Source organism: Dactylosporangium sp. NPDC005572, assembly GCF_040605515.1.
In the GTDB taxonomy this organism is placed as follows: Bacteria; Actinomycetota; Actinomycetes; order Mycobacteriales; family Micromonosporaceae; genus Dactylosporangium.
Genome location: NZ_JBEXCY010000007.1, coordinates 1 through 20,330, shown reverse-complemented (window position 1 = coordinate 20,330; position 20,330 = coordinate 1). Strand labels below are relative to the sequence as shown.

17 protein-coding genes and 1 pseudogene are annotated in these 20,330 nt (G+C 69.8%); 12 read left to right on the top strand and 6 right to left on the bottom strand.

All coding sequences use genetic code 11. The annotated features are described in order from the left end of the window. Positions 1-188 precede the first annotated feature (188 nt). The 4 genes from fabG to ABZS66_RS05495 are packed head-to-tail and all read left to right on the top strand — an operon-like array spanning position 189 to position 3,504. A complete protein-coding gene (gene fabG, locus ABZS66_RS05510; RefSeq protein ID WP_354755437.1) occupies positions 189-893 on the top strand; it encodes a 3-oxoacyl-[acyl-carrier-protein] reductase in 705 nt (234 codons plus the stop codon). 10 nt (positions 894-903) lie between these two features. Continuing rightward, the gene (fabI, locus tag ABZS66_RS05505) at positions 904-1,674 is read left to right on the top strand and encodes an enoyl-ACP reductase FabI (protein ID WP_354755435.1); all 771 of its coding nucleotides are present in this window, start codon (positions 904-906) and stop codon (positions 1,672-1,674) included. Positions 1,675-1,696: 22 nt separating this feature from the next. Further along, positions 1,697-2,692, top strand: coding sequence for a ferrochelatase (locus ABZS66_RS05500; RefSeq protein ID WP_354755433.1), 996 nt, complete (start codon positions 1,697-1,699; stop codon positions 2,690-2,692). Between the two features lie 32 nt (positions 2,693-2,724). Further along, positions 2,725-3,504: an HAD-IIA family hydrolase gene (locus ABZS66_RS05495; RefSeq protein WP_354755431.1), complete on the top strand. Its 780-nt coding sequence runs from the start codon at positions 2,725-2,727 to the stop codon at positions 3,502-3,504. A 600-nt stretch (positions 3,505-4,104) separates the two neighbouring features. Here the strand turns inward: ABZS66_RS05495 and ABZS66_RS05490 are convergent. Beyond that, the gene (locus ABZS66_RS05490; protein ID WP_354755429.1) at positions 4,105-4,890 is read right to left on the bottom strand and encodes a hypothetical protein; all 786 of its coding nucleotides are present in this window, start codon (positions 4,888-4,890) and stop codon (positions 4,105-4,107) included. 75 nt (positions 4,891-4,965) lie between these two features. Between ABZS66_RS05490 and ABZS66_RS05485 the strand changes: the two genes are divergently transcribed. Next, complete coding sequence (locus ABZS66_RS05485) at positions 4,966-5,775, top strand: DUF3097 domain-containing protein (protein WP_354755427.1); 810 nt, start codon at positions 4,966-4,968, stop codon at positions 5,773-5,775. Here ABZS66_RS05485 and ABZS66_RS05480 read toward each other — a convergent pair. Then, positions 5,772-7,097, bottom strand: coding sequence for a serine hydrolase domain-containing protein (locus ABZS66_RS05480; RefSeq protein ID WP_354755425.1), 1,326 nt, complete (start codon positions 7,095-7,097; stop codon positions 5,772-5,774). The genes ABZS66_RS05485 and ABZS66_RS05480 overlap by 4 nt on opposite strands. A gap of 300 nt (positions 7,098-7,397) precedes the next feature. Here ABZS66_RS05480 and ABZS66_RS05475 point away from each other — a divergent pair, with 300 nt between their 5' ends. From ABZS66_RS05475 to ABZS66_RS05465, 3 genes are all read left to right on the top strand, one after another. Next, complete coding sequence (locus ABZS66_RS05475; protein ID WP_354755424.1) at positions 7,398-7,832, top strand: NfeD family protein; 435 nt, start codon at positions 7,398-7,400, stop codon at positions 7,830-7,832. Between the two features lie 6 nt (positions 7,833-7,838). Further along, positions 7,839-8,903, top strand: coding sequence for an SPFH domain-containing protein (locus ABZS66_RS05470; RefSeq protein ID WP_354755422.1), 1,065 nt, complete (start codon positions 7,839-7,841; stop codon positions 8,901-8,903). A 287-nt stretch (positions 8,904-9,190) separates the two neighbouring features. After that, positions 9,191-10,396 (top strand): cation:proton antiporter, encoded by a 1,206-nt coding sequence (locus tag ABZS66_RS05465; protein ID WP_354755420.1) that lies wholly within the window; start codon positions 9,191-9,193, stop codon positions 10,394-10,396. Between the two features lie 33 nt (positions 10,397-10,429). Here the strand turns inward: ABZS66_RS05465 and ABZS66_RS05460 are convergent, their stop codons facing one another. Together ABZS66_RS05460 and ABZS66_RS05455 are read right to left on the bottom strand one after the other, a co-directional pair. Next, positions 10,430-11,083: a response regulator transcription factor gene (locus ABZS66_RS05460; protein WP_354755418.1), complete on the bottom strand. Its 654-nt coding sequence runs from the start codon at positions 11,081-11,083 to the stop codon at positions 10,430-10,432. A gap of 15 nt (positions 11,084-11,098) precedes the next feature. Continuing rightward, positions 11,099-12,052: a histidine kinase gene (locus ABZS66_RS05455; RefSeq protein WP_354755417.1), complete on the bottom strand. Its 954-nt coding sequence runs from the start codon at positions 12,050-12,052 to the stop codon at positions 11,099-11,101. A gap of 940 nt (positions 12,053-12,992) precedes the next feature. Here ABZS66_RS05455 and pqqC point away from each other — a divergent pair. Together pqqC and pqqE are read left to right on the top strand one after the other, a co-directional pair. Beyond that, positions 12,993-13,691: a pyrroloquinoline-quinone synthase PqqC gene (gene pqqC / locus ABZS66_RS05450; RefSeq protein ID WP_354755415.1), complete on the top strand. Its 699-nt coding sequence runs from the start codon at positions 12,993-12,995 to the stop codon at positions 13,689-13,691. Next, positions 13,688-15,079, top strand: coding sequence for a pyrroloquinoline quinone biosynthesis protein PqqE (gene pqqE / locus ABZS66_RS05445; RefSeq protein ID WP_354755413.1), 1,392 nt, complete (start codon positions 13,688-13,690; stop codon positions 15,077-15,079). Before pqqC ends, pqqE begins: the two co-directional genes overlap by 4 nt. A gap of 498 nt (positions 15,080-15,577) precedes the next feature. Here the strand turns inward: pqqE and ABZS66_RS05440 are convergent. Beyond that, positions 15,578-16,825: pseudogene (locus tag ABZS66_RS05440) on the bottom strand (AAA family ATPase); the annotation flags it as partial. A gap of 45 nt (positions 16,826-16,870) precedes the next feature. Here ABZS66_RS05440 and ABZS66_RS05435 point away from each other — a divergent pair. Continuing rightward, positions 16,871-18,724, top strand: a complete 1,854-nt coding sequence (locus ABZS66_RS05435) for a hypothetical protein (protein WP_354755411.1) — start codon at positions 16,871-16,873, stop codon at positions 18,722-18,724. Between the two features lie 516 nt (positions 18,725-19,240). Here the strand turns inward: ABZS66_RS05435 and ABZS66_RS05430 are convergent. Beyond that, positions 19,241-19,588: an STAS domain-containing protein gene (locus tag ABZS66_RS05430; RefSeq protein ID WP_354755410.1), complete on the bottom strand. Its 348-nt coding sequence runs from the start codon at positions 19,586-19,588 to the stop codon at positions 19,241-19,243. A 215-nt stretch (positions 19,589-19,803) separates the two neighbouring features. Between ABZS66_RS05430 and ABZS66_RS05425 the strand changes: the two genes are divergently transcribed. Beyond that, on the top strand, positions 19,804-20,172 hold the full coding sequence (locus tag ABZS66_RS05425; RefSeq protein WP_354755408.1) for a transposase: 369 nt from the start codon (positions 19,804-19,806) through the stop codon (positions 20,170-20,172). The last annotated feature ends 158 nt before the right edge of the window (positions 20,173-20,330 follow it).

Sequence of the window (20,330 nt, the reverse complement as noted above, 5' to 3'; positions counted from 1 at the left end):
ACACGACTGGAGGGATCGCTACTTCGCACAGCGATCACCTCCAGGGGGCAGCTGCCGTACCGGACGGCAGCAGATGGGCACGCGTCGGCAATATCGTACTGCCCGCCGCCACGCCAGGCGAGTTGGCTTCTACCATCCGGTAACGCCTAATCTCCCTACTGCACAACCGACTCGAAAGGCGGCATCCCGTGGCGAGGACCGTGCTGGTCACCGGCGGCAACCGGGGCATCGGACTGGCGATCGCGCAGGCGTTCGCCAAGCAGGGTGACCGGGTGGCGGTGACCCACCGTGGTTCCGGCGCTCCCGACGGTCTCTTCGGCGTGCAGTGTGACATCACCGACTCCGCCGCCGTCGACGCCGCGTTCACCACGGTGGAGAACGAGCTCGGCCCGGTCGAGGTGCTTGTCGCCAACGCCGGCATCACCCAGGACACGCTGCTGCTGCGGATGACCGAGGAGCAGTTCACCGACGTCCTGGACACCAACCTGACCGGCTCGTTCCGCTGCGCCAAGCGGGCCGCGACCAAGATGCTGCGCGCCCGCTGGGGCCGGATCATCTTCATCTCGTCGGTCGTGGGCCTCTACGGCAGCCCCGGCCAGGTCAACTACGCCGCCTCCAAGGCCGGCCTGGTCGGCATGGCCCGGTCGATCACCCGCGAGCTGGGCAGCCGCAACATCACCGCCAACGTGGTCGCCCCCGGTTTCATCGAGACCGACATGACGGCCGTGCTGCCGGAGGCCACGCAGGCCGAGTACAAGAAGTCCATCCCGCTCGGCCGCATGGCGAAGCCGGAGGAGGTCGCCGGCGCGGTGACCTGGCTCGCCAGCGACGCCGCGGGTTACATCACCGGCGCCGTCATCCCCGTCGACGGCGGCCTCGGCATGGGTCACTGAAGGGTTGAACATGGCTGGACTTCTCGAGGGCAAGCGACTGCTCATCACCGGCATCATCACCGAGCAGTCGATCGCCTTCTCCGCCGCGAAGCTCGCCCAGGAGCAGGGCGCCAAGGTCGTGCTCACCGGCTTCGGCCGCCTGTCGCTGGTCGAGCGCATCGCCAGGCGCCTGCCGCAGGAGGCGCCGGTCATCGAGCTCGACGTGACCAACAAGGAGCACCTCGACGGCCTCGCCGACAAGGTCCGCGAGCACGTCGACGGCCTCGACGGCGTGCTGCACTCGATCGGCTTCGCGCCGGCGTCGTGCCTCGGCGGCGGCTTCCTCGACGCCCCCTGGGAGGACGTGGCGACCGCGGTCCACGTGTCGACGTTCTCCTTCAAGTCGCTCGCGGTGGCCTGCCTGCCGCTGCTCGGCCCCGGCAGCGCCGTCGTCGGGCTCGACTTCGACGCCAGCAAGGCCTGGCCGGTGTACGACTGGATGGGCGTGGCCAAGGCCGGCCTGGAGTCGACGTCCCGCTACCTCGCCCGCGACCTCGGTCCGCGCGGCATCCGCGTCAACCTGGTCGCCGCCGGCCCGCTGCGCACGATGGCCGCCAAGTCGATCCCCGGCTTCGCCGTGTTCGAGGACTCGTGGGCCAAGACCGCGCCGCTCGGCTGGGACCTCAACGACCAGGTCGCCGCGGCCAAGGCGTGCTGCGCGCTGATGTCCGACTGGTTCCCGGCCACGACCGGCGAGATCGTCCACGTCGACGGTGGGTACCACGCGGTCGGTTCGTCCTGACCCGCTTGTAACAATGGGGGACGTGGCTTATGACGCGTTCCTCCTGGTCTCGTTCGGCGGTCCGGAAGGGCAGGAGGACGTCCTGCCCTTCCTGGAGAACGTGACACGCGGCCGGGGCATCCCGCGCGAGCGCCTGGAGACGGTCGCCGAGCACTACCGGCACTTCGGCGGCGTCTCGCCGATCAACGCGCAGTGCCGCGAGCTGCTCGCCGCCATCGAGGTCGACCTGCCGGTCTACTGGGGCAACCGCAACTGGCACCCGCTCCTGGAGGACACCGTCCGCCAGATGCGCGACGACGGCGTCCAGCACGCGCTGGCGTTCGTGACCAGCCCGTTCGGCTCGTTCTCGTCCTGCCGCCAGTACCTGGACGACATCGAGACGGCCCGCGGCAAGGTCGAGAATGCCCCGCGGATCGACAAGATCCGGCACTATCACGATCACCCCGGCTACATCGCCCCGCACGCCGACGCGGTCCGCGCGGCTCTGGCCCAGCTGCCGTCCCGCATGGCTGCCCACCTGGTCTTCACGGCCCACTCCATCCCGACGGCGATGAACGACACGAGCGGCCCGACCGGCGGCCGCTACGAGGCCCAGCTGCGCGAGACGGCCGCCCTCGTCGCCGCCGAGGCCGCCCCCGAACTGCCCTGGGACCTGGTCTGGCAGAGCCGCTCCGGCGCGCCGCACGTCCCGTGGCTGGAGCCGGACGTCAACGCCCACCTGGAGCAGCTCGCCAAGGAGGGCGTCACCGAGGTCGTGGTGAGCCCGATCGGCTTCATCTCCGACCACCTGGAGGTCGTGTGGGACCTCGACGTGGAGGCCCGCGCGACGGCCGACCGCCTCGGCCTCGCGTACGTCCGCGCCGCCACCCCCGGCACCGACGAGCGGTTCGTGGCGATGATCCGACAGCTCGTGGACGAGCGCGTGCTTGCTCACAGTAATGTGCGTCACGCGCTCGGCACCGTCCCGACCTGGGATTTCTGTCCCGCCGACTGCTGCGTGTCACCGAAGCGCGCATAGGCTCGAAACGTTTCTGAGGGAAGATGTTGCGCGTGAGAGAACGCAAGCCCATCGAGTCCTGGCTCACCGACATGGATGGGGTCCTCGTGCACGAGGGCGTCCCCGTCCCCGGCGCACCGGAGTTCGTCAACCGGCTGCGCTCATCCGGCAAGCCCTTCCTGATCCTGACGAACAACTCGATCTACACGGCCCGCGACCTCCAGGCCCGGCTGCGCAGAATAGGCTTCGACGTCCCCGAGTCCGCGATCTGGACGTCCGCGCTGGCGACGGCCCAGTTCCTGGACACGCAGCGCCCCGGCGGCACCGCCTACGTGATCGGCGAGGCCGGCCTGACCACGGCCATGCACGAGGTCGGCTACATCCTCACCGACACGGAGCCCGACTACGTGGTCCTGGGCGAGACCCGCACGTACAGCTTCGAGGCCATCACGCAGGCCATCCGCCTGATCAACGACGGCGCCCGCTTCATCTGCACCAACCCGGACGCGACCGGCCCGTCGAACGAGGGCGCCCTCCCGGCCTGCGGCGCCGTGGCCGCCCTGATCTCGAAGGCGACGGGCATAGAGCCGTACTTCATCGGCAAGCCCAACCCGATGATGATGCGCTCCGCCCTGAACAGCATCGACGCCCACTCCGAGACCACGGCCATGATAGGCGACCGGATGGACACGGACGTCCTCTGCGGCCTGGAGGCCGGCCTGGAGACCATCCTGGTCCTGAGCGGCATCAGCACGGCCGCCGACGTCGAGCGCTACCCGTACCGCCCCTCGCGCATCATCCCGTCCGTGGCCCACCTGATCGACGAGGTCTGACTTCCTAGAAGCGGGACTCGGGTCCGTGCAAGGCACGACCGTCGCTCCCGCCAGTCACCGCTCGTGCCGCCGGTGCATCCGCCCCGGCGGCACGGACGCTGCCATCGCCGTCGTGGCAAGAACCCGCGGGCTACGCCCGCGCTCGACGCCCGCGGCTGCTGACGGCCGCGCCTATGCACGCGGAATTCGTGATCAACTCGGCCGACTTCATGATCCATGGCGGCTTCTGGCTGTCATAGCGACCAGAACTCGCCATCGATCATGGCCCCACGACCAACGGCGGTCCGGGCGTTCGCCTCACGTTGCGCAAACCGTGATCACGGACGCGCCGCCCATGATCAAGGGAAACATATGGCTGCCCCAACGACCACATGGTTCCCTTGATCATGGACGTGGCACCGCGATCGCCGATTGGGCGCGGTCGGTGGAGACGCCGCGCCGGGAGGGGCTTGAGAGGGAGCGGTGACCGGGGTCCGGCCGCGAGCGGCGCAGGCGACACCCGACTGGCGGCGCTTCCCGCAACCTAGGGCGGCGTGGGTGGCGGCGGACTGTGGTCGGCTCCGCAGTGGTCGGCGTTTGGGGTCTTAGCTGCGAGGGGTCCTAGAGGAGCGGGGCGTTGCAGGCCGCCACCAGGGCGCGGCGGCAGGCGGTCATCAGGGGGCGCAGGGCGGCGTCGCGCTGCTGGACCTCGTAGCCGTTGATCGCGCCGCCCGGGGCCGCGTGCTCGGCCAGGGCCAGGACGCGGTCCAGGATGTTCGCCCGGGCGTACAGGCGGCGGGCCCGCGGGTCGTAGCCCGGCGGCAGGTCGGTGGCGCCGTCGGGCTTGCGGAGGGCCTCGATCGCGCCCGCCAGCTCGGGGCGCCACTGGGCGATGTCCAGCTTGGCCAGGGTTCGGGTGGCTGTGACCAGCTCCGCCGACAGGTCCGCCTCGGCCTCGGCCGTGGTCGGGTCGTCGAGGCGGGGCTGGGGGCTCTCGGGCAGGACAAAGACCTGCCAGCGGACCGTCTCGAACTCGTCCCCGGAGCCCGAGGTGTGCAACCGTACCTCCGGCACGAAGCCCAGGCCGCCCGCGATCACGCCCTCGCCGGCCAGCAGGGCCGCGCCCGTGAACGGGCCCGGGCCGGGCAGGCCGCGGGGGTCGCCGGGCGCCGGGAGCACCAGCCTGACCTCGTCCGGGTGGAGCTTGGACAGGGTCGGCAGCGCGCCGCCCAGCGACACGTCGGTCCACGTGCCGGGGACGTCGGAGACCATGTGCTCCTCGTCGCCGGAGATCTCGGCGGCGGCGTCGTCGCACGGCACGAGGCCGGCGCGCCACGCCCGGACCCATGCCACGAAACGCGCCGAGCGGCGCGCCTGCAGGGTCGCCGCGCGTGCTGCGGGGGACATGGGAGCAAGGGTACGTGCTGACGTGCCGGTATGTCTCGCAGCCGGACAGGCCGTGAGCCGATACGCTTCCCGGACATGGACGTCCTGGCGAACAACGACTGGCGTCGCCGGCGGGCGATTCCCGAGGTCGACGCCGAACTGGACCTTGTCGTGGAGGACGCCGAGTCCGGGTTCTGCGGGGCCGTGGTGGGGTTCGAGTTCGGCGCCGTGGTGCTCGAGGACCGGTTCGGCAAGCGGCGCAACTTCCCGCTCGAGCCGGCGGCGTTCCTGCTCGACGGCGAGCCGGTGACACTGCGCAGACCCCAGCAGACCGCCCCGCGGCAGCAGCAGCGCAGGACGACCGCCTCCGGCTCGATCGCCGTCGCGGGTCACACCGCGCGAGTGGCGCGGCGCAGCCGGATCTGGGTCGAGGGCATCCACGACGCCGCCCTGGTCGAGCGCATCTGGGGCGACGACCTGCGCGTCGAGGGCGTCGTGGTGGAGCCCCTGGACGGCATCGACGAGCTCGCCGCGAGCATCCGCGCGTTCGGACCCGGCCCGGTGGCGCGCCTCGGCGTGCTGGTCGACCACCTGGTGCCCGGTTCGAAGGAGAGCCGGATCGTGGCCGCGGTCCAGTCGCCGTACGTGCTGGTGACCGGCCACCCCTACGTCGATGTCTGGCAGGCCGTCCGGCCGTCCGCGGTCGGCATCCGGGCCTGGCCCGAGGTGCCGCCCGGCCGCCCCTGGAAGGAGGGCGTCTGCGCGGCCCTCGGCGTCGCCGAACCGGCCGACATGTGGCGGCGCATCCTGGCGAGCGTGTCGAGCTTCCGCGACGTCGAGACGCCGCTCATCGGGGCGATGGAGCGGCTGATCGACTTCGTCACGGAGCCCGACGACGACGTCTAGGGAACAGCCGGCCACGGGTCCCGGGTGAACCCGAAGGTGGCGATGTCCAGGCCGACGACGTCGCCCGACGCCGACCGGACCACCCGGAGGAACTCGCCGTCGTTGTCGCCCGACCGCCCCCGCCAGCGGTCGGCGACCGGCCCGTCCGGCACGAACCGCCACGGCGTCCGCCCGGTCGTCAGCGGCGTCACCACCAGTTCGCCGTCGGACCACCCGATCTCGTGCTCCTGCCCCATCCACCACCAGCGGCCGGTGAGTGGCTCGACCGCCGGTGGCGGCGGCGTGCCGGGGCGCCACGGCGCGACCCGGGCCGGCTCCCGGTCGAGGACGGCGCCCAGCAGGTCGAGGCCGAACGCGCTCAGCCCGCCGCCCCGGCCCCCGTAGTGCATGGTGTAGGCGTTGGCGAACGCGACGACGCCGGTCTGCGAGGGCCGGTGGACGGCGAGCACGGCCACGTAGCCCGGCATCGAGCCGCTGTGCCCCACGAACACCCGCTCACCCCGCCGCCACAGCTGCAGGCCCAGCCCGTGCCCGGCGCGCCACCCGTCCAGGTCGCTGATCACGACCGGCGCGCACATCTCCGCGACCGTGGCCTCATGCAGTACACCTGGATCCGGATCGGCCAGGAACGCGGCCCAACGGGCCAGGTCCGCCACCGTGGACCACAGCTGCCCGGCGGGGGCCATGGCCCCGGCGTCCAACCGCGGCTCCTCCCGCATGCTGTCGAGCCAGGGATGCATCACGTACCCCCGCGCGAACGGCTCGGCCGGCCCGTACGTGGTCCGCTGCAGCTGGAGCGGCCCCAGGATCCGCTTGGTCAGCATCGACCGCCAGTCCTCGCCCCCGAGCCGGCCGACCACCGCGCCCAGCAGGCCGTAGGCGAGGTTCGAGTAGTGGTACCCGTGCAGCGGCGGGTACGCCACCTTGTCCGCGGTCAGCGTCGACAGGAGGGTGCCGACGTCCAGGCCGGCGCTGCGCTCCCACCAGTCCCCGTCGGGCTCGCGCTGGACGCCCGCGGCGTGACCGAGCAGCTGACGCAGCGTGACCCCGCCGACGGGAGTGCCGGGGAGGTGGCGGTACAGCAGGTCGTCGAGCGCCAGCCTGCCCTCGTCCCGCAGCGCGAGCACGAGCGCGGCGGTCATCGTCTTGGTGATCGACCCGATGCGGAACTGCAGGTCCGGTGCGTACTCGCCGGCCGCGGCGACGTGGGCGAGGGTGCCGGCGCGGACGACGCCGGCCACGAGCGTCGGCACGCGGCCGCCGGCGTGGGCGCCGGCGACGAGCTCCTCGACGCGCGCAACGGTTTCGGGGAGGAGGGGCACGGGGTTCGCCTGCTTCCTTCGTCATATTTCACCCCGGTCTAACGGTTTTGGTCGGGGCCTGTCAGCTCTGGACCCGGTCTAACCGATTCGGTCGGGGCCTGTCGGCGCTGGACCCGGTCTAGCCGATTTGGTCGGGGTCTGTCGGCGCTGGACCCGGTCTAGCCGATTTGGTCGGGGCCTGTCGGCTCTGGACCCGATCAACGCCGTTTCGCCCAGGTGAGAGGTGGGGGATGGCAAGGATTCCGCAAGAGGGGTGATCGGAGAGCGGCGCGGCGTGCATCGGCGTGACACGATCGAAGTGTGGATGTCTGGCTGATCGTCTGGCTGATCGTCGGCGTCGCGTTCGTCGCGGCGGAGATCTTCACGACCACCTTCGTCCTGCTGATGTTCGGCATCGGCGCGTTCGCCGCCGCGGGGGCCGCCGCCCTCGGCGCGAACGAGGCGGTGCAGGCCATCGTGTTCGCGGTGACGACCGCACTGTCGTTCGTCGCCGTGCGGCCGACGCTGCGCCGCTACATGCGCCGGGACGAGCGCGACCACGCAATGGGCGTCGAGGCGATCGAGGGGTCGATGGCGCTCGTGATGGAAGACGTCGACAACGACAGCGGCATGATCAAGATCGACGGGGAACTCTGGCGGGCCCGCCCCTACGACACGACGCAGAGTTTCGCCAAGGGGGATCGGGTCCGGGTGATCGAGATCAAGGGTGCTACCGCAATGGTGTGGAAGGACTGAAGCCAAGTGGATCCAAGTACGCTCACGGCCGTCATCGTGATCGTGGCCGCCCTGGTCGGGCTCATCACGATCGTCAAGTCGGTGAAGGTGGTTCCCCAGCAGGTCGAGTATGTGGTGGAGCGGCTCGGGAAGTACAGCCGCACCCTCACCCCGGGCCTGAACATCCTGGTGCCGTTCATCGACTCCGTCCGCAACAAGGTCGACAAGCGGGAAGCGGTGGTGAACTTCCCGCCCCAGCCGGTCATCACCTCCGACAACCTCGTCGTCTCGATCGACACGGTGTTGTACTTCAAGGTCGTCGACTCGGTCCGCGCGACGTACGAGATCTTCTCGTACCTCCAGGCGATCGAGCAGCTGACCGTCACCACGCTGCGGAACGTGATCGGCTCGCTCGACCTGGAGAAGGCCCTCACCAGCCGCGACGAGATCAACCGCCACCTCTCCGGCGTGCTCGACGAGACGACGGGCCGCTGGGGCATCAAGGTCACCCGCGTCGAGATCAAGGCCATCGAGCCGCCGCCGAGCATCCGCGACTCGATGGAGAAGCAGATGCGCGCCGAGCGGGACCGCCGCGCGGCGATCCTGCACGCGGAGGGCCTCAAGCAGTCGCAGATCCTCACGGCCGAGGGCGAGAAGCAGGCCGCCGTCCTGCGGGCCGAGGGTGACCGGCAGTCCCGCATCCTGACCGCCGAGGGCCAGGCGAAGGCGATCCGTACGGTCGTCGACTCGATCCACCTGGCCAACCCGGACTCGAAGGTCATGGCGTACCAGTACCTGCAGTCGCTGCCGCAGATCGCCGCCGGCCAGTCCAACAAGCTGTGGATCCTGCCGGTCGAGCTGACGAAGGCCCTGGAGGGCATCGGCGGCGCCCTGGGCGGCATCGGCGCGATGTCGAACGAGGAGCGCACCAAGCACGTCGACCGGGCCCACGTCGAGGAGGAGGAGTCGGCCGAGGTCCTGGAGGCCCGCAAGGCCGCCGAGGAGGCCGCCGCGGCGGCCACCGCCGAGGCCCAGGCGGCCGCGGCCCAGGTCTCCGGCACCACGCCAACCCGCGAACTGACCAACGGCTGACCGGCGGGGCCGCCGCCGGGGCACATCCACCGTGTCCCGGGGAATGCGTGCCGATCCGCGTGACGCACGCGCATGGTCCCAGCCCGGCGAGCAGCGCCCGGCGTAGCGCGCGCACCTCGCGCGGTCGCCGAAACGGGTCGAGCCCTCACGGCTGCCGTACGGGAACGTAGAGCGAGACCGCTGTTGCAGGTGCACCGGGGAGGTGGAAGGCAATGGCAGGAGTCGATGGGATGTCGATCGGGCTCGTTGAACATGACGACGCGAAGATGACACCGGGAGGGTGATCGATGGGGCATGCCGACACGTTGCTGGCGATGGGTGGCGCCTTTCTGGCCGCCGCCCTGCTGGCTCGCATCGGCGGCCGAGTAGGACTGCCGACGATCCCGCTGTTCATGCTGGCCGGCATACTGCTCGGCCCCCATACCCCTGGGGTTGTGCTGGTCGAAAGCTCCCATGACCTCGAGATGCTGTCCGCGCTCGGGTTGGTGCTGCTGCTGTTCTACTTAGGCCTAGAGTTCCATCTGGACGACCTGCGCCGCGGTGGCCGGCGGTTGCTGACTGCCGGTGGCGTCTATCTGCTGCTGAACGTCGGGACCGGGCTCGCGTTCGGGTTCGTGCTGGGCTGGGGAGTGCGGGAGGCACTGGTCCTGGCTGGGGTGCTGGGCATCTCGTCGTCGGCGATCGTCACCAAGATCCTGATAGATCTGGGTCGGCTGGCACGGCCGGAGACACGGCTCATCCTGGGCGTGATCGTGGTGGAGGATCTGTTCCTTGCGCTGTACCTCGCGGCGTTGCAGCCTGTGCTCAGCGGCGCGCACGGGGCGGCGGAGACAGTCCTGCACGCGGCGAAAGCGTTCGGTTTCCTGCTGGTCCTGGCGGCTGTGGCCCGGTTCGGCACCCGGCTGGTCGGTCAGTTGATCGCCGTGCGTGACAGCGAGCTGCTGGTCGTCACATTCCTGGGCGTGGCCGTACTGGTCGCCGGGGTGTCGGAGCTGGTTGGCGTCGCCGACGCGATCGGCGCGTTCATGGTCGGGCTGATCCTGGCCGGAACCGATTCTGCTCCACGGATCCGTGAGTTGGTGCATCCGTTGCGAGACGCGTTCGCCGCGATCTTCTTCTTCGCGTTCGGGCTCGCCATCGATCCTGGCGACGTCGCATCCGTTGTCATGCCGGTGGCAGCGGCCGTGGTGCTGACCATCGTGATGAACCTGGTCGCCGGTCTCGTTGTCGCCCGCCTGCACGGATTCGGGGCGCCGGCGGCCGCGAATGTGGCCACCACCTTGCTCGCCCGTGGCGAGTTCGCGCTCATTCTGGGTGCGATGGCGGCGGCTGCCGGCCTCGACCGCCGCCTCGCGCCGTTCATCGCCGGATACGTCCTCGTCCTCGCTGTACTCGGGCCCATCATCGCGGACCGCTCCGCATGGCTGGCCCGAGCCCTCACGGCTATGCGAAGGGTCGTGTCGAAGCAGGCAGAGCCGGTGGCCATAAGATGAGATTGCAATGCGGTGCGGTTGGACCATCTCGGTTCAAGGCTCGATGAGCCCGGCGCGGATCGCGTAACGGGTGAGTTCGAGCCGGTCCCGCAGGCCGAGCTTCTGCAGCAGGTTCGCGCGGTGCCGCTCGACGGTCTTGACGCTGATGAACAGGATGTCGGCGATCTGCTTGGACGAGTGCCCTTCGGCCACGAGCTTGAGCACCTCCTCCTCGCGGTCGGTGATGACCCGGCCGGTGCCGACGTCGCCGTCCGCTGCCCGCTGCAGATAGTTGCGGATGAGAGCGTTGACGGCGCCCGGATAGAGGAACGGCTCGCCGCGCACCGCGGCCCTGCAGGCCTCCACAAGATCCCGGTCCGCGACCGACTTGAGCACATAGCCGGATGCGCCGGCTCTCAGCGCGGCGAAAAAGTACTGCTCGTTGTCGTACATCGTCAGCATGAGAATCCGTAGGTCCGGCAGCAGCCGGCCAAGCTCACGGGCGGCCTGCAGGCCAGTCATCCGCTGCATGGCGATGTCGAGGATCGCGAGGTCCGGACGCTCAGTGCGGGCCTTCTCGACCGCCTCGGCACCGTCGGCGGCCTCGGCCACGACCGTCAGGTCGGGCTCGTTGTCGAGGATCAGCCGCACCCCGCGGCGCACCAGCGCGTGGTCGTCGGCCAGCAAGATCCGGGTCAGTCCAGCCATGTCACTCGTTCTCCGTCACGCGCTCTGCAGCGGCACCCGCAGCCGAGCCTCGGTACCACCACCCGCGGCGGGTCCGATCGCGAAATCGGCCCCGATCAGCAGCGCCCGTTCGCGCATCCCGCGGATGCCCGCGCCCTCGGGGGCGCCGCCCAGCCCCCGGCCGTCGTCACGAATGCACAGCTCCACCCCAGTAGGCACCTCCGCGCTGCGGCGGGCCAGCACGAGGACGACGTGCCGGGCACCGGCGTGGCGGGCCGCATTCGTCAGGCATTCCTGCGCCACGCGATACAGCACCAACTCGGCATCCCGGCCGAGGTCCGGACAGTGCTCGAGTCGATGCTGCACGCTGAGCCCGCCGGTGCAGAACTCTGCGGTGAGGGCCTTCAACGCACTGGTCAAGCCGAGTTCCTCGAGAACACCCGGCCGCAGCCGACGGGCGATCCGCCGGATCTCGTCCAGCCCGTTGCGGGTGCTCTCCTGGACCTGGTACACCTGCGTGCGCATCGGCGGCGGCGCCTGATCCGCGACACGCTTGAGCTCAAGCAACACCGCGGTGAGCGTCTGACCGATCTCGTCGTGCAACTCCTGTGCGATCCGGTGCCGCTCCGCCTCCTGGGCAGACAACGCGCGGGCAGTGCTGGCCGCCCGTTCGGCCTCCAACCGGTCGAGCATGGTGTTGAAGGTCCGGATGAGACCGGCGAACCCGGTCTGCCCAGTGACCACCAGCCGGTGACCAGGCCGCAGCAGGTCGATCGTCGTCATGGCCCGGGTGAGCCGATCCAGCGGGCGCAGCCCAACCCGCACCAAAACGGCGTTGGCCACCAACATCGCCGCCAGACCTCCAGTGAGGATCAGGGCCTCGGTCAGCACGACTGGAGTCGAGACGGTGACCGGACCGACCAGGAGCAGCACCATGGCCGCGGCCAGCACCGCCGCGTTGAGTAGGAATATCCGCCAGTACAACGACACGCCGTGGAGCCCCCTCAACCAACGCGCACACTGCCAGACTGTCTCGCCCCCTCACCGGTGTCCACCGTTGCCGACACCCATTCGCTGTGACACGGGTGCACCGAGCAACCACGAGCAGACCCAGCAAAGTGCAGCGTCTGCTCATCGGCGTCGTGTTGACCCGCTGCACGGAGGGCGACCTAGGTGCGCCCCGCCTGCGGACCGGAACCTGGGCGACGACTCGGTCCGCTTCGACAATGAGGTGCTGCGGTCGTTCGGGCCCGAGCACAGTTGATGACGGCAACGTTCTACAGCCGGACTGTTGGCCGGACTGATGATTCGCTGTGGGGACGGTGCGCTTGGCTTCGCTGCTGCCGGCGGCGACCGAACCCGTCGATGCGATGGAGCCCGGCGACGCTCTGACGCGCGGCATGTTCGCACGCCCGTGCCTGGGCTCGTGGAGTACCAGGTCGACACCCTGAATGTTCGCATGCCGCGCCTGCCTGATCCGGTCAATGCGTCGCGTGGCTGACGCCCCAGGTCGGCGCCCGTTCACCCGGCCCGGCTCCGGTGCCTCACCCGGCGCGGTTGGCAGGGGCCGGGCATGTTCGGTGAACTGGACAGTTTCCGGGGCAGCAGCGCTGTTGCGGGCGTAGGCCTAACGATCAGGGCGGGATACCTCGGGTGCCGGTGCATGCCGGCCGCTGTCGCGGGTAGTCGAGACGCTCGCGAGGTGGCGGCGATTTCCGCCAGCCAGCGTGCATTTTGGGTGCCTCGATGTATTGGCATCCAGTGGTTCCGGTCAGTAGTTCCGATACTGCACCATCGGAGGTGAGGCCATGCCGGCCGCAAAATACCAGGTCCAGCCCACAGGGCCGGCCCGGCGGAGCTGGATACCGCCGCGCGTTGAATGCCTGGAGACCCGGCCCGAGATCACCGCGTACTCCGGAACCAACGATCCGTGGCCGACGAGCACCCGCTGAGTCGCGAGGAGTTCACCGCGGCGTTGCGGGGACTCTCGGGGCGTTACTGGGACAAACACCCGTTCCACATTCGTCTGCACGCTGGCGGCTGCTCGCCGGACGAGGTCCGGGCGTGGGTGGCCAACCGTTGGCACTACCAGCGGTGCTTGTCTCAGAAGAACGCCGCTATCATCGCCAACTGCCCGCTTCCGGAGGTGCGTCGGCGCTGGGTCGAGCGCATCACCTTCCAGGACGGCACCGGCGACGGCGAGGGCGGGCTGGAGGACTGGCTCGTCCTCGCCGAGGCGGTGGGCCTCGACCCCGCCGAGGTGCGTGACGAACGCCGCGTCCTGCCCGGGGTCCAATTCGCCGTCGACGGCTACGTGAACTTCTGCCGCACGAGGCCGTGGACCGAAGGCGCCTCGGCGGCGCTCACCGAGCTCTTCTCGCCGGATCTGATGGCGGATCGGATCCGGGCCTGGCAGCGGTACTACGACTGGATCAAGCCCTACGGTTTCGCGTACTTCGAGAACCGCATCCCGGTCGTGCGGCGTGACAGCCGGTACACGCTTTCGCTCGTGCTCGAGCATTGCCGGACCCGGGAGCAGCAGGGGGCGGCTGTCGCGGCGTTGTCGTTCAAGTGTGACGTGCTGTGGGCAATCCTCGACACTGTCGACTACGCCGGGGCTGGGCGGTGAGCGTGGCCGGTCTGCGCGTCGGGGTGCGGCTCGTATACGACCGGGTGCGTGCCCGACCAGCCCTGCTGTATCCCGAGGGTGTCCTACTGCTCAACGAGACGGCCGGGCAGATTGTGGCCCGATGTAACGGTGTTCGTACGTCTGGTGACATCGCCGACGACCTCACGCGCGATTACGACGGCGTGTCCGCCGAGGACGTCAGCGCGCTCCTCGGTGACCTGGCGGATCGGCGACTGGTCGCACTCGACGGCACCGGCAGTCCGGCCGAGATCGTCGGCTTCGACACCGCGGGCGACGACCTCGGCCCGCCACCGCGTGATCCGGCGCCGCTCGGGCTGCTCGCCGAGCTGACCTACCGGTGCCCGCAGCACTGCACATACTGCTCGAACCCGGTCGAGCTGTCGGCGTACCGCGACGAGCTCACGACCGCAGACTGGCGCCGAGTGCTCGCCGAGGCCCGAGACCTCGGTGTCCTACAGGTGCACCTCTCCGGTGGCGAGCCGATGCTGCGCCCCGATCTGGTGGACCTCGTCGCCCACGCCCGCACGCTCGGCCTGTACAGCAACCTCGTCACGAGCGGCATCCCGCTCCCCGAGGCCCGACTGGCGGAACTGGCCGCCGCCGGCCTTGACCACCTGCAGCTGTCGATCCAGGATTCCGCACCGGCGGCGGCGGACGAGGTCGCCGGGCTGCGGGCACACGACCGCAAGCTGACCCTGGCCCGCCAAGTGCGCGCATACGGGCTTCCCCTCACCGTCAACGTAGTCCTGCACCGCGGGAACGTCGGTCGGCTGCTCGCGATCGCCGAGCTGGCGGCCACTCTAGGCGCCGACCGGCTGGAGCTCGCACACACCCAGTTCTACGGCTGGGGGCTGCGCAACCGGGCCGCGTTGATGCCGACCGTACAGCAGGTCGCGACCGCCCAGCTGGACGCGGCCACGGCACGCGCCCGCTACGGTGACGCCCTTGAGCTTGTGTACGTGACGGCCGACTATCACACGGACCGCCCCAAGCCGTGCATGTCCGGCTGGGGCACCCGCCAGCTCGTCGTGGCGCCCAACGGCGACACGCTGCCCTGCCTGGCCGCCGCACAGCTACCGGGCCTCGGCATCGAAAACGTCCGCTCGCGTCCACTCAGCGACATCTGGTACTCATCAACGTCCTTCAACCGATTCCGCGGCACCGCCTGGATGCCCGAGCCGTGCCGCTCCTGCACGCTGCGCGAGGTCGACTTCGGCGGCTGCCTCTGCCAGGCGTATCAGGTAACCGGCGATCCGGCCGCAACCGACCCCACCTGCGGCCTGTCCCCGCACCACGAGCGACTGACGAGTCTGGCGGCGACAGTCGGCACCGCAGCCGCGGCCCCGATTCCCCGGCGGATGGGCTGAGGGCGAGTAGGGTCCTGCTGCTCGCCACCACCGTCGAACGGGGCGGCCTGCCTGCCCGCAGCGAACTGCTCCGACGATGGTTGTGCCTGCGCTCGCCGCGTCGGCGTGAACCGCACCTCGGGACAGGATGGCGGGTAGCCGCGGCCGCCGGACCAGCACGGGTTCCTGCTCAACACATCGCCGACCTGGCCCGACGAGTCGTGGACCGATGGACATCACCGCCGCGGGCCTGTCCGATCGGCACCGAACCGCTCCGGCGGGAGGAGGGACGGTGCCGGGAACGATGTCCGTCGGCCGGTCGACCCCGGTGTCACGGTGTCACGGTGTCGACCTCACCAGGACGCAGCTCAGCACCCACAAACCTGCGGCACCCACGGTTGTCAGACTACCGAAGGCCTGTCGTAGGCTGCTGCGGGTGAGTGCGCCGTCACACTCGACAGACGCCAACCTGCTGGTTCGGGTGTATTCCGGCTTGCTGACGGTACGTCCGGACCTCGGTCAGGTGGTGAGGCGGTGGGTGAGGGCGGTGTGGCGTCGGCCGGCGCCGATGGTACGGACGGCGGCGGCGAGGGCGCGGCGGGAGCCGACGAGGACGACGAGTTGTTTGGCGCGGGTGACGGCGGTGTAGAGCAGGTTGCGTTGCAGCATCATCCAGGCGCTGGTGGTGAGGGGGATGACGACGGCGGGGTATTCGGAGCCTTGGGCGCGGTGGATGGTCATGGCGTAGGCGTGGGCGAGTTCGTCGAGTTCGTCGAAGTCGTAGTCGATGGATTCGTCTTCGTCGGTGTGCATGGTGAGGGTCTGTTCGTCGGTGGATAGGGCGGTGATGACGCCGAGGGTGCCGTTGAACACCCCGGCTTGGCCTTTGTCGTAGTTGTTGCGGATCTGGGTTATCTTGTCGCCGATGCGGAACACCCGGCCGCCGGAGCGTCGTTCCGGCAGGCCGTCGCGGCCGGGGGTGAGCCGCTGCTGGAGCAGGGTGTTGAGGGTGCCGGCGCCGGCGGGGCCGCGGTGCATCGGGGTGAGGACCTGGATGTCGCGGCGTGGGTCGAGGCCGAACTTGGCGGGGATGCGGGTGCAGGCGACGTCGACGGTCAACGCGGCGGCGCTGTCGGTGTCGTCGCAGGGGAAGAGAAAGAAATCGCTCATGCCCTGGAACTCGGGGTACTTGCCGGCGTTGATGCGGTGGGCGTTGACCACGACCCCGGATATGGCGGCCTGCCGGAACACCTGCGTGAGCCGGACCTGCGGGACTGCGTCCGCGGCAAGGACGTCGCGGAGGACCTCGCCAGCGCAGACGGACGGCAGTTGGTCGACGTCGCCGACGAGGAGGATGTGCGCGCCGGGCGGGACGGCCTTGATGAGTTTGTTCGCCAGGATCAGGTCGAGCATGGACGCTTCGTCGATGACGAGGAGGTCGACGTCGAGGGGGTTGTCCCGGTCGAACGAGGCGTCGCCGCCCGGGCGTAGCTGTAGGAGCCGGTGCACGGTCGCGGCGGGGTGCCCGGTGAGTTCGGCGAGGCGTTTCGCCGCCCGGCCGGTCGGGGCGACCAGGGTTATCTTGGCCTTTTTCGCGGCGGCGAGGGTGACGATGGAGCGGACGGTGAAGCTTTTGCCGCAGCCGGGGCCGCCGGTGAGCACGGCAACCTTCGACGTCAGCGTCAGGCGAACTGCCTGTTCCTGCTCGGGTGCGAGGGTCGTGCCGGTGCGGGCGTGCAGCCAGGTCAGTGCTTTGGGCCAGTCGACGGCACCACCCTGCACCGAGGCGGCCTGGCCTGGTTACTCGGCGAGATGGCCGCATACAACAACCAGCGCACCAAACACATCAGCGCGGTTCGGACGGCGGTGGACGCTGAGGTCGACCGGTTGACGCCGTTGCTGGAGGATTCCGACGCGCAGGTCCGCGACGGGGTGGCGTTCGCGCTCTCGCAGTGCCCGAAGAGCAAGCGCCGAAGCCTGCCCAAGCTGCGCGCCCGGTTCGCCGCTGAGGCCGAGCCACAGATGAAGGCGCGCCTGCTGGCCGCCGTGCAGTGGCTGGACACCAAGACACCGCTCGTCGGCGAGTCCCTCGGGGCGGACCAGCCGGTGGCGATCCGCGCTGCCGCCACGCTGATCCTAGCGCGGTCGACCCAGCCGTGGACGCCGGAGGCGACCGACGCGGTCCGTGACGCGTGGGCTGGCGGCGAGCCGCTGGAGAAAAGCTGGTGGTGGGGCTGGCAATCCAGCCCGCTGCAGGGCCTGATCACCAGTCTCGGAGACCGAGGCGCAGACGGCGCGGCCGTGCTCGGAATGCTGCTGGCATCCTCGTCCGACCTGGTACGCGCGCAGGCCGCTGCCGCAGCAGTCTTTGTCGTGCGGGCCGAACGGCAGGCGCGGCCGCTGCTGGTACCGGTGCTGCAACGGACGCTGGTCGACGCCCCGGCGAAGATCCGCCACGACGCGGCCCGCGCGCTGGGCGAGGCCGGCGCCGCCGCCCGTCCGGCTGCCGACAGCCTGGCTGACGCGGTCCCGACGACACCGGCGGCGCTCGATGCGCTCGTCTGGCTCGACGATCCGCGCTGGCCCGCCTTCGCGGCGGCCCAGCTCGACAACGCCGCCCACGTCAAAGACACTCTGCAGGCCTTGCACGAGGCCCGGGTTCCCTTCCACGGCGAGGTGATGGACGCGATCACCCGAACCGACCCGGCCGACTGGCACCGCTGGGGCATCTACCTCCTGGCCGCCTGGGGTCCACCGGCCGCACCCGGCGTCCCCCAGTTGCAGGCACTCCTGGACACCAACGTGTACGCCTGGGCCCTCGACGCGCTTACCGCGATCGGTCGAGCCGCGCAACCGGTACTGCCCCGGTTGCGCGCCACCCTCGACGGGCCACTAATCGTCAAGGCAGCCGACCGGCTGCGCGTCTCCCACCTCGCCGAGCGGATCGGCATCTGGCGCATCGGGGCCGACCCCGGCCCGGCCCTGGAGGCGGCCCGGGCCGCGCTCACCACGCTGCGCGGCCGCTCGACTGGCGGCTTCTACGACCTGCCCCACGACGACGCCGACACCCTCCTCGACGCGCTCGGCGAACACGGGCGGGACCTGCGATCCCAAGTGCTCGACCTGCTCACAGCACGCCCGGACTTCATCGGCCTCGCCCGTGCCCTGTGGCGCTGGACAGCGAACCCAGACGAGATTCGCCCAACGGTCCTGACCGTTCTCGACCGCGCCGGGACGCAGTTCCGCCAGCGCACCCCGCAGTACCCGGGCCCGCCAGCCATCGACCTCGCCCTCGAACTGGCCGACCCGTCGCTCGCGCCGTTGCTGCGACCGTTCCTGGCCGATTCGACATCCCGGACCAGGGTGCCGGCCGCACGCGCGATCTGGCGGCTCACCGGCGACACCACCGGGCTGATCGGCCCACTGCTCAAGGAAGTTACCGGCCGGCCACCCGGGTTCCGCTGGAACGAAGCCCTCGACCTGCTGGCCGAAATCGGACCGGCCGCCGCCGACGCTCATACCGAACTGCGGGCCACTGCCGAGCACCCTCGGTGCCCGTTCGTGGACGACCTCGACTCCAGCCGCGACTGCTGGCTCGGCCACCACGACGACCGCTTCCTGGCCGCCACACGAGCCACGATCGCCGCCATCACCCCAGCGACGTAGGCGGCACCGCCATCCGACGCACACATGCTCACGTCCAGCTGAGCGTGTGGCCTCGCCACCTCAACGTACCTCTTTACCTGGCAACCGTTACCGCGCGCCAACCAACCAAGCGTCGACCCAAGCGGCAGAGTTCGCGTGTCGGGGGGGTGCCAACACTCAGCCAACCGCGCGACCTGGGCGTTGTCCGAAGCCTGCCCGGCGACGACGTTCTGAAGATGAACGAGTTCGAATTGCAAGACGCGATTCCCGAACGCGTTCAAATCGATCATGTCAGTTAATCGAGTCGGGGGAGACGGAGAGCGAGGTCACGGGGACAGCCGGGACTTCGGCATCCGGGGTCGCCGACAACCCAAGGCCCGGGCAGTTGCCCCACACGATCGGGGACGTGGCGGGCACCCACTCGAATCGTCCGACATGAGGAACAGCCAACACGGTGGCGCAGAGTTGGCCGTAGTGGTGCGATCGGCAGCCGACTGGTTGTCTCTGACGGGCCCGACGCTCGGTGCGTTGGCTTGGTCAGACCTCCGCCGCGTCCGGCGTGGTGGTGGCCTCGGGCAGCGTCGCGACGATGGTGAAGACGCGGTCGAGCCCGGTCATCCGGAAAATCCGCAGCAGGTGCTCGTGCGGCGTAACGAGTATCAGGCCGTCGCCAAACTCGCGCAGGCGTTTCTGCACGCTGACAAACACCCCGAGCGCGGTCGAATCCAGCGACGGCACTTCAGTCAGATCCGCGATCAACGCGGTCGCACCCTGGTCAATACACGCGTGCAGAACCTGCCGCAACTGCGGGGTGGTGGTGATGTCGAGTTCGCCGGAGACCGTCGCGACGATTCGGCCCGGCCCGCGCGTGGCTGAGATCTGCATCGCGGCTCCCGAAGACTGGCGGCCAGACGCCGCACCAAACATCCTAGTCTCGGACTTCGCCACCAGTCTCGCCGCCGACTGCGATTCCGCGAAGGTGACAACCGCGCCGAACCGGCACCACGTTCCGAATCTCCAGCCTCCTGCTGCGTGTCGATAGGCATTATCGCAGCACGAGACGCCATGCACACGCAGAGCACTGGAGCACTGGCCTGGCGTTGCCACCGTTGTGGCATCGAAAACACAGGTGGAGATCTGACCGCTGGACCGGCCAGCGTTCGTCGAACCGGTGGCGGCGCACCGCGGACCGGCTCGCACGTGCCCGCGCCAGGGTGGCGAATCTGCGCCGTGACGGCCTGCACAAACTCATCACCCGACTCGCGTGTGAGCATGGCACGGTCGTGGTTGAGGACCTCAACGTGTCGGGCATGCTTAAGCATCGGCGCCTCGCGAGGTACATCGCCGACGCCGGGTTCGCCGGACTGCGCCGGCAACTCGCGTACAAGACCACCTGGAACGGCGGCCGGCTCGTGATAGCCGACCGCTGGTACCCGTCCTCGAAACCTGCTCGGGCTGCGGCACAATGAAAACCCAAACGGGCCCTGACCGAACGCAACTACCACTGTGACACCTGCGGCCTGACCCTCGACGTGGGCTAACGACTCCTAACAGAATGATCATTTGATGAGTCGGCGGTAGCAGATGATGGAGCAGGCCAGGCTCATGAACGCTTCGTGGATGTCGT

Coding starts and splice junctions, on each gene's coding strand:
- fabI (WP_354755435.1), top strand. CDS start 904: ATGGCTGGACTTCTCGAGGGCAAGCGACTGCTCATCACCGGCATCATC.
- ABZS66_RS05490 (WP_354755429.1), bottom strand. CDS start 4,890: ATGTCCCCCGCAGCACGCGCGGCGACCCTGCAGGCGCGCCGCTCGGCG.
- ABZS66_RS05485 (WP_354755427.1), top strand. CDS start 4,966: ATGGACGTCCTGGCGAACAACGACTGGCGTCGCCGGCGGGCGATTCCC.
- ABZS66_RS05465 (WP_354755420.1), top strand. CDS start 9,191: ATGGGGCATGCCGACACGTTGCTGGCGATGGGTGGCGCCTTTCTGGCC.
- ABZS66_RS05460 (WP_354755418.1), bottom strand. CDS start 11,083: ATGGCTGGACTGACCCGGATCTTGCTGGCCGACGACCACGCGCTGGTG.
- ABZS66_RS05435 (WP_354755411.1), top strand. CDS start 16,871: ATGGCCGCATACAACAACCAGCGCACCAAACACATCAGCGCGGTTCGG.
- ABZS66_RS05430 (WP_354755410.1), bottom strand. CDS start 19,588: ATGCAGATCTCAGCCACGCGCGGGCCGGGCCGAATCGTCGCGACGGTC.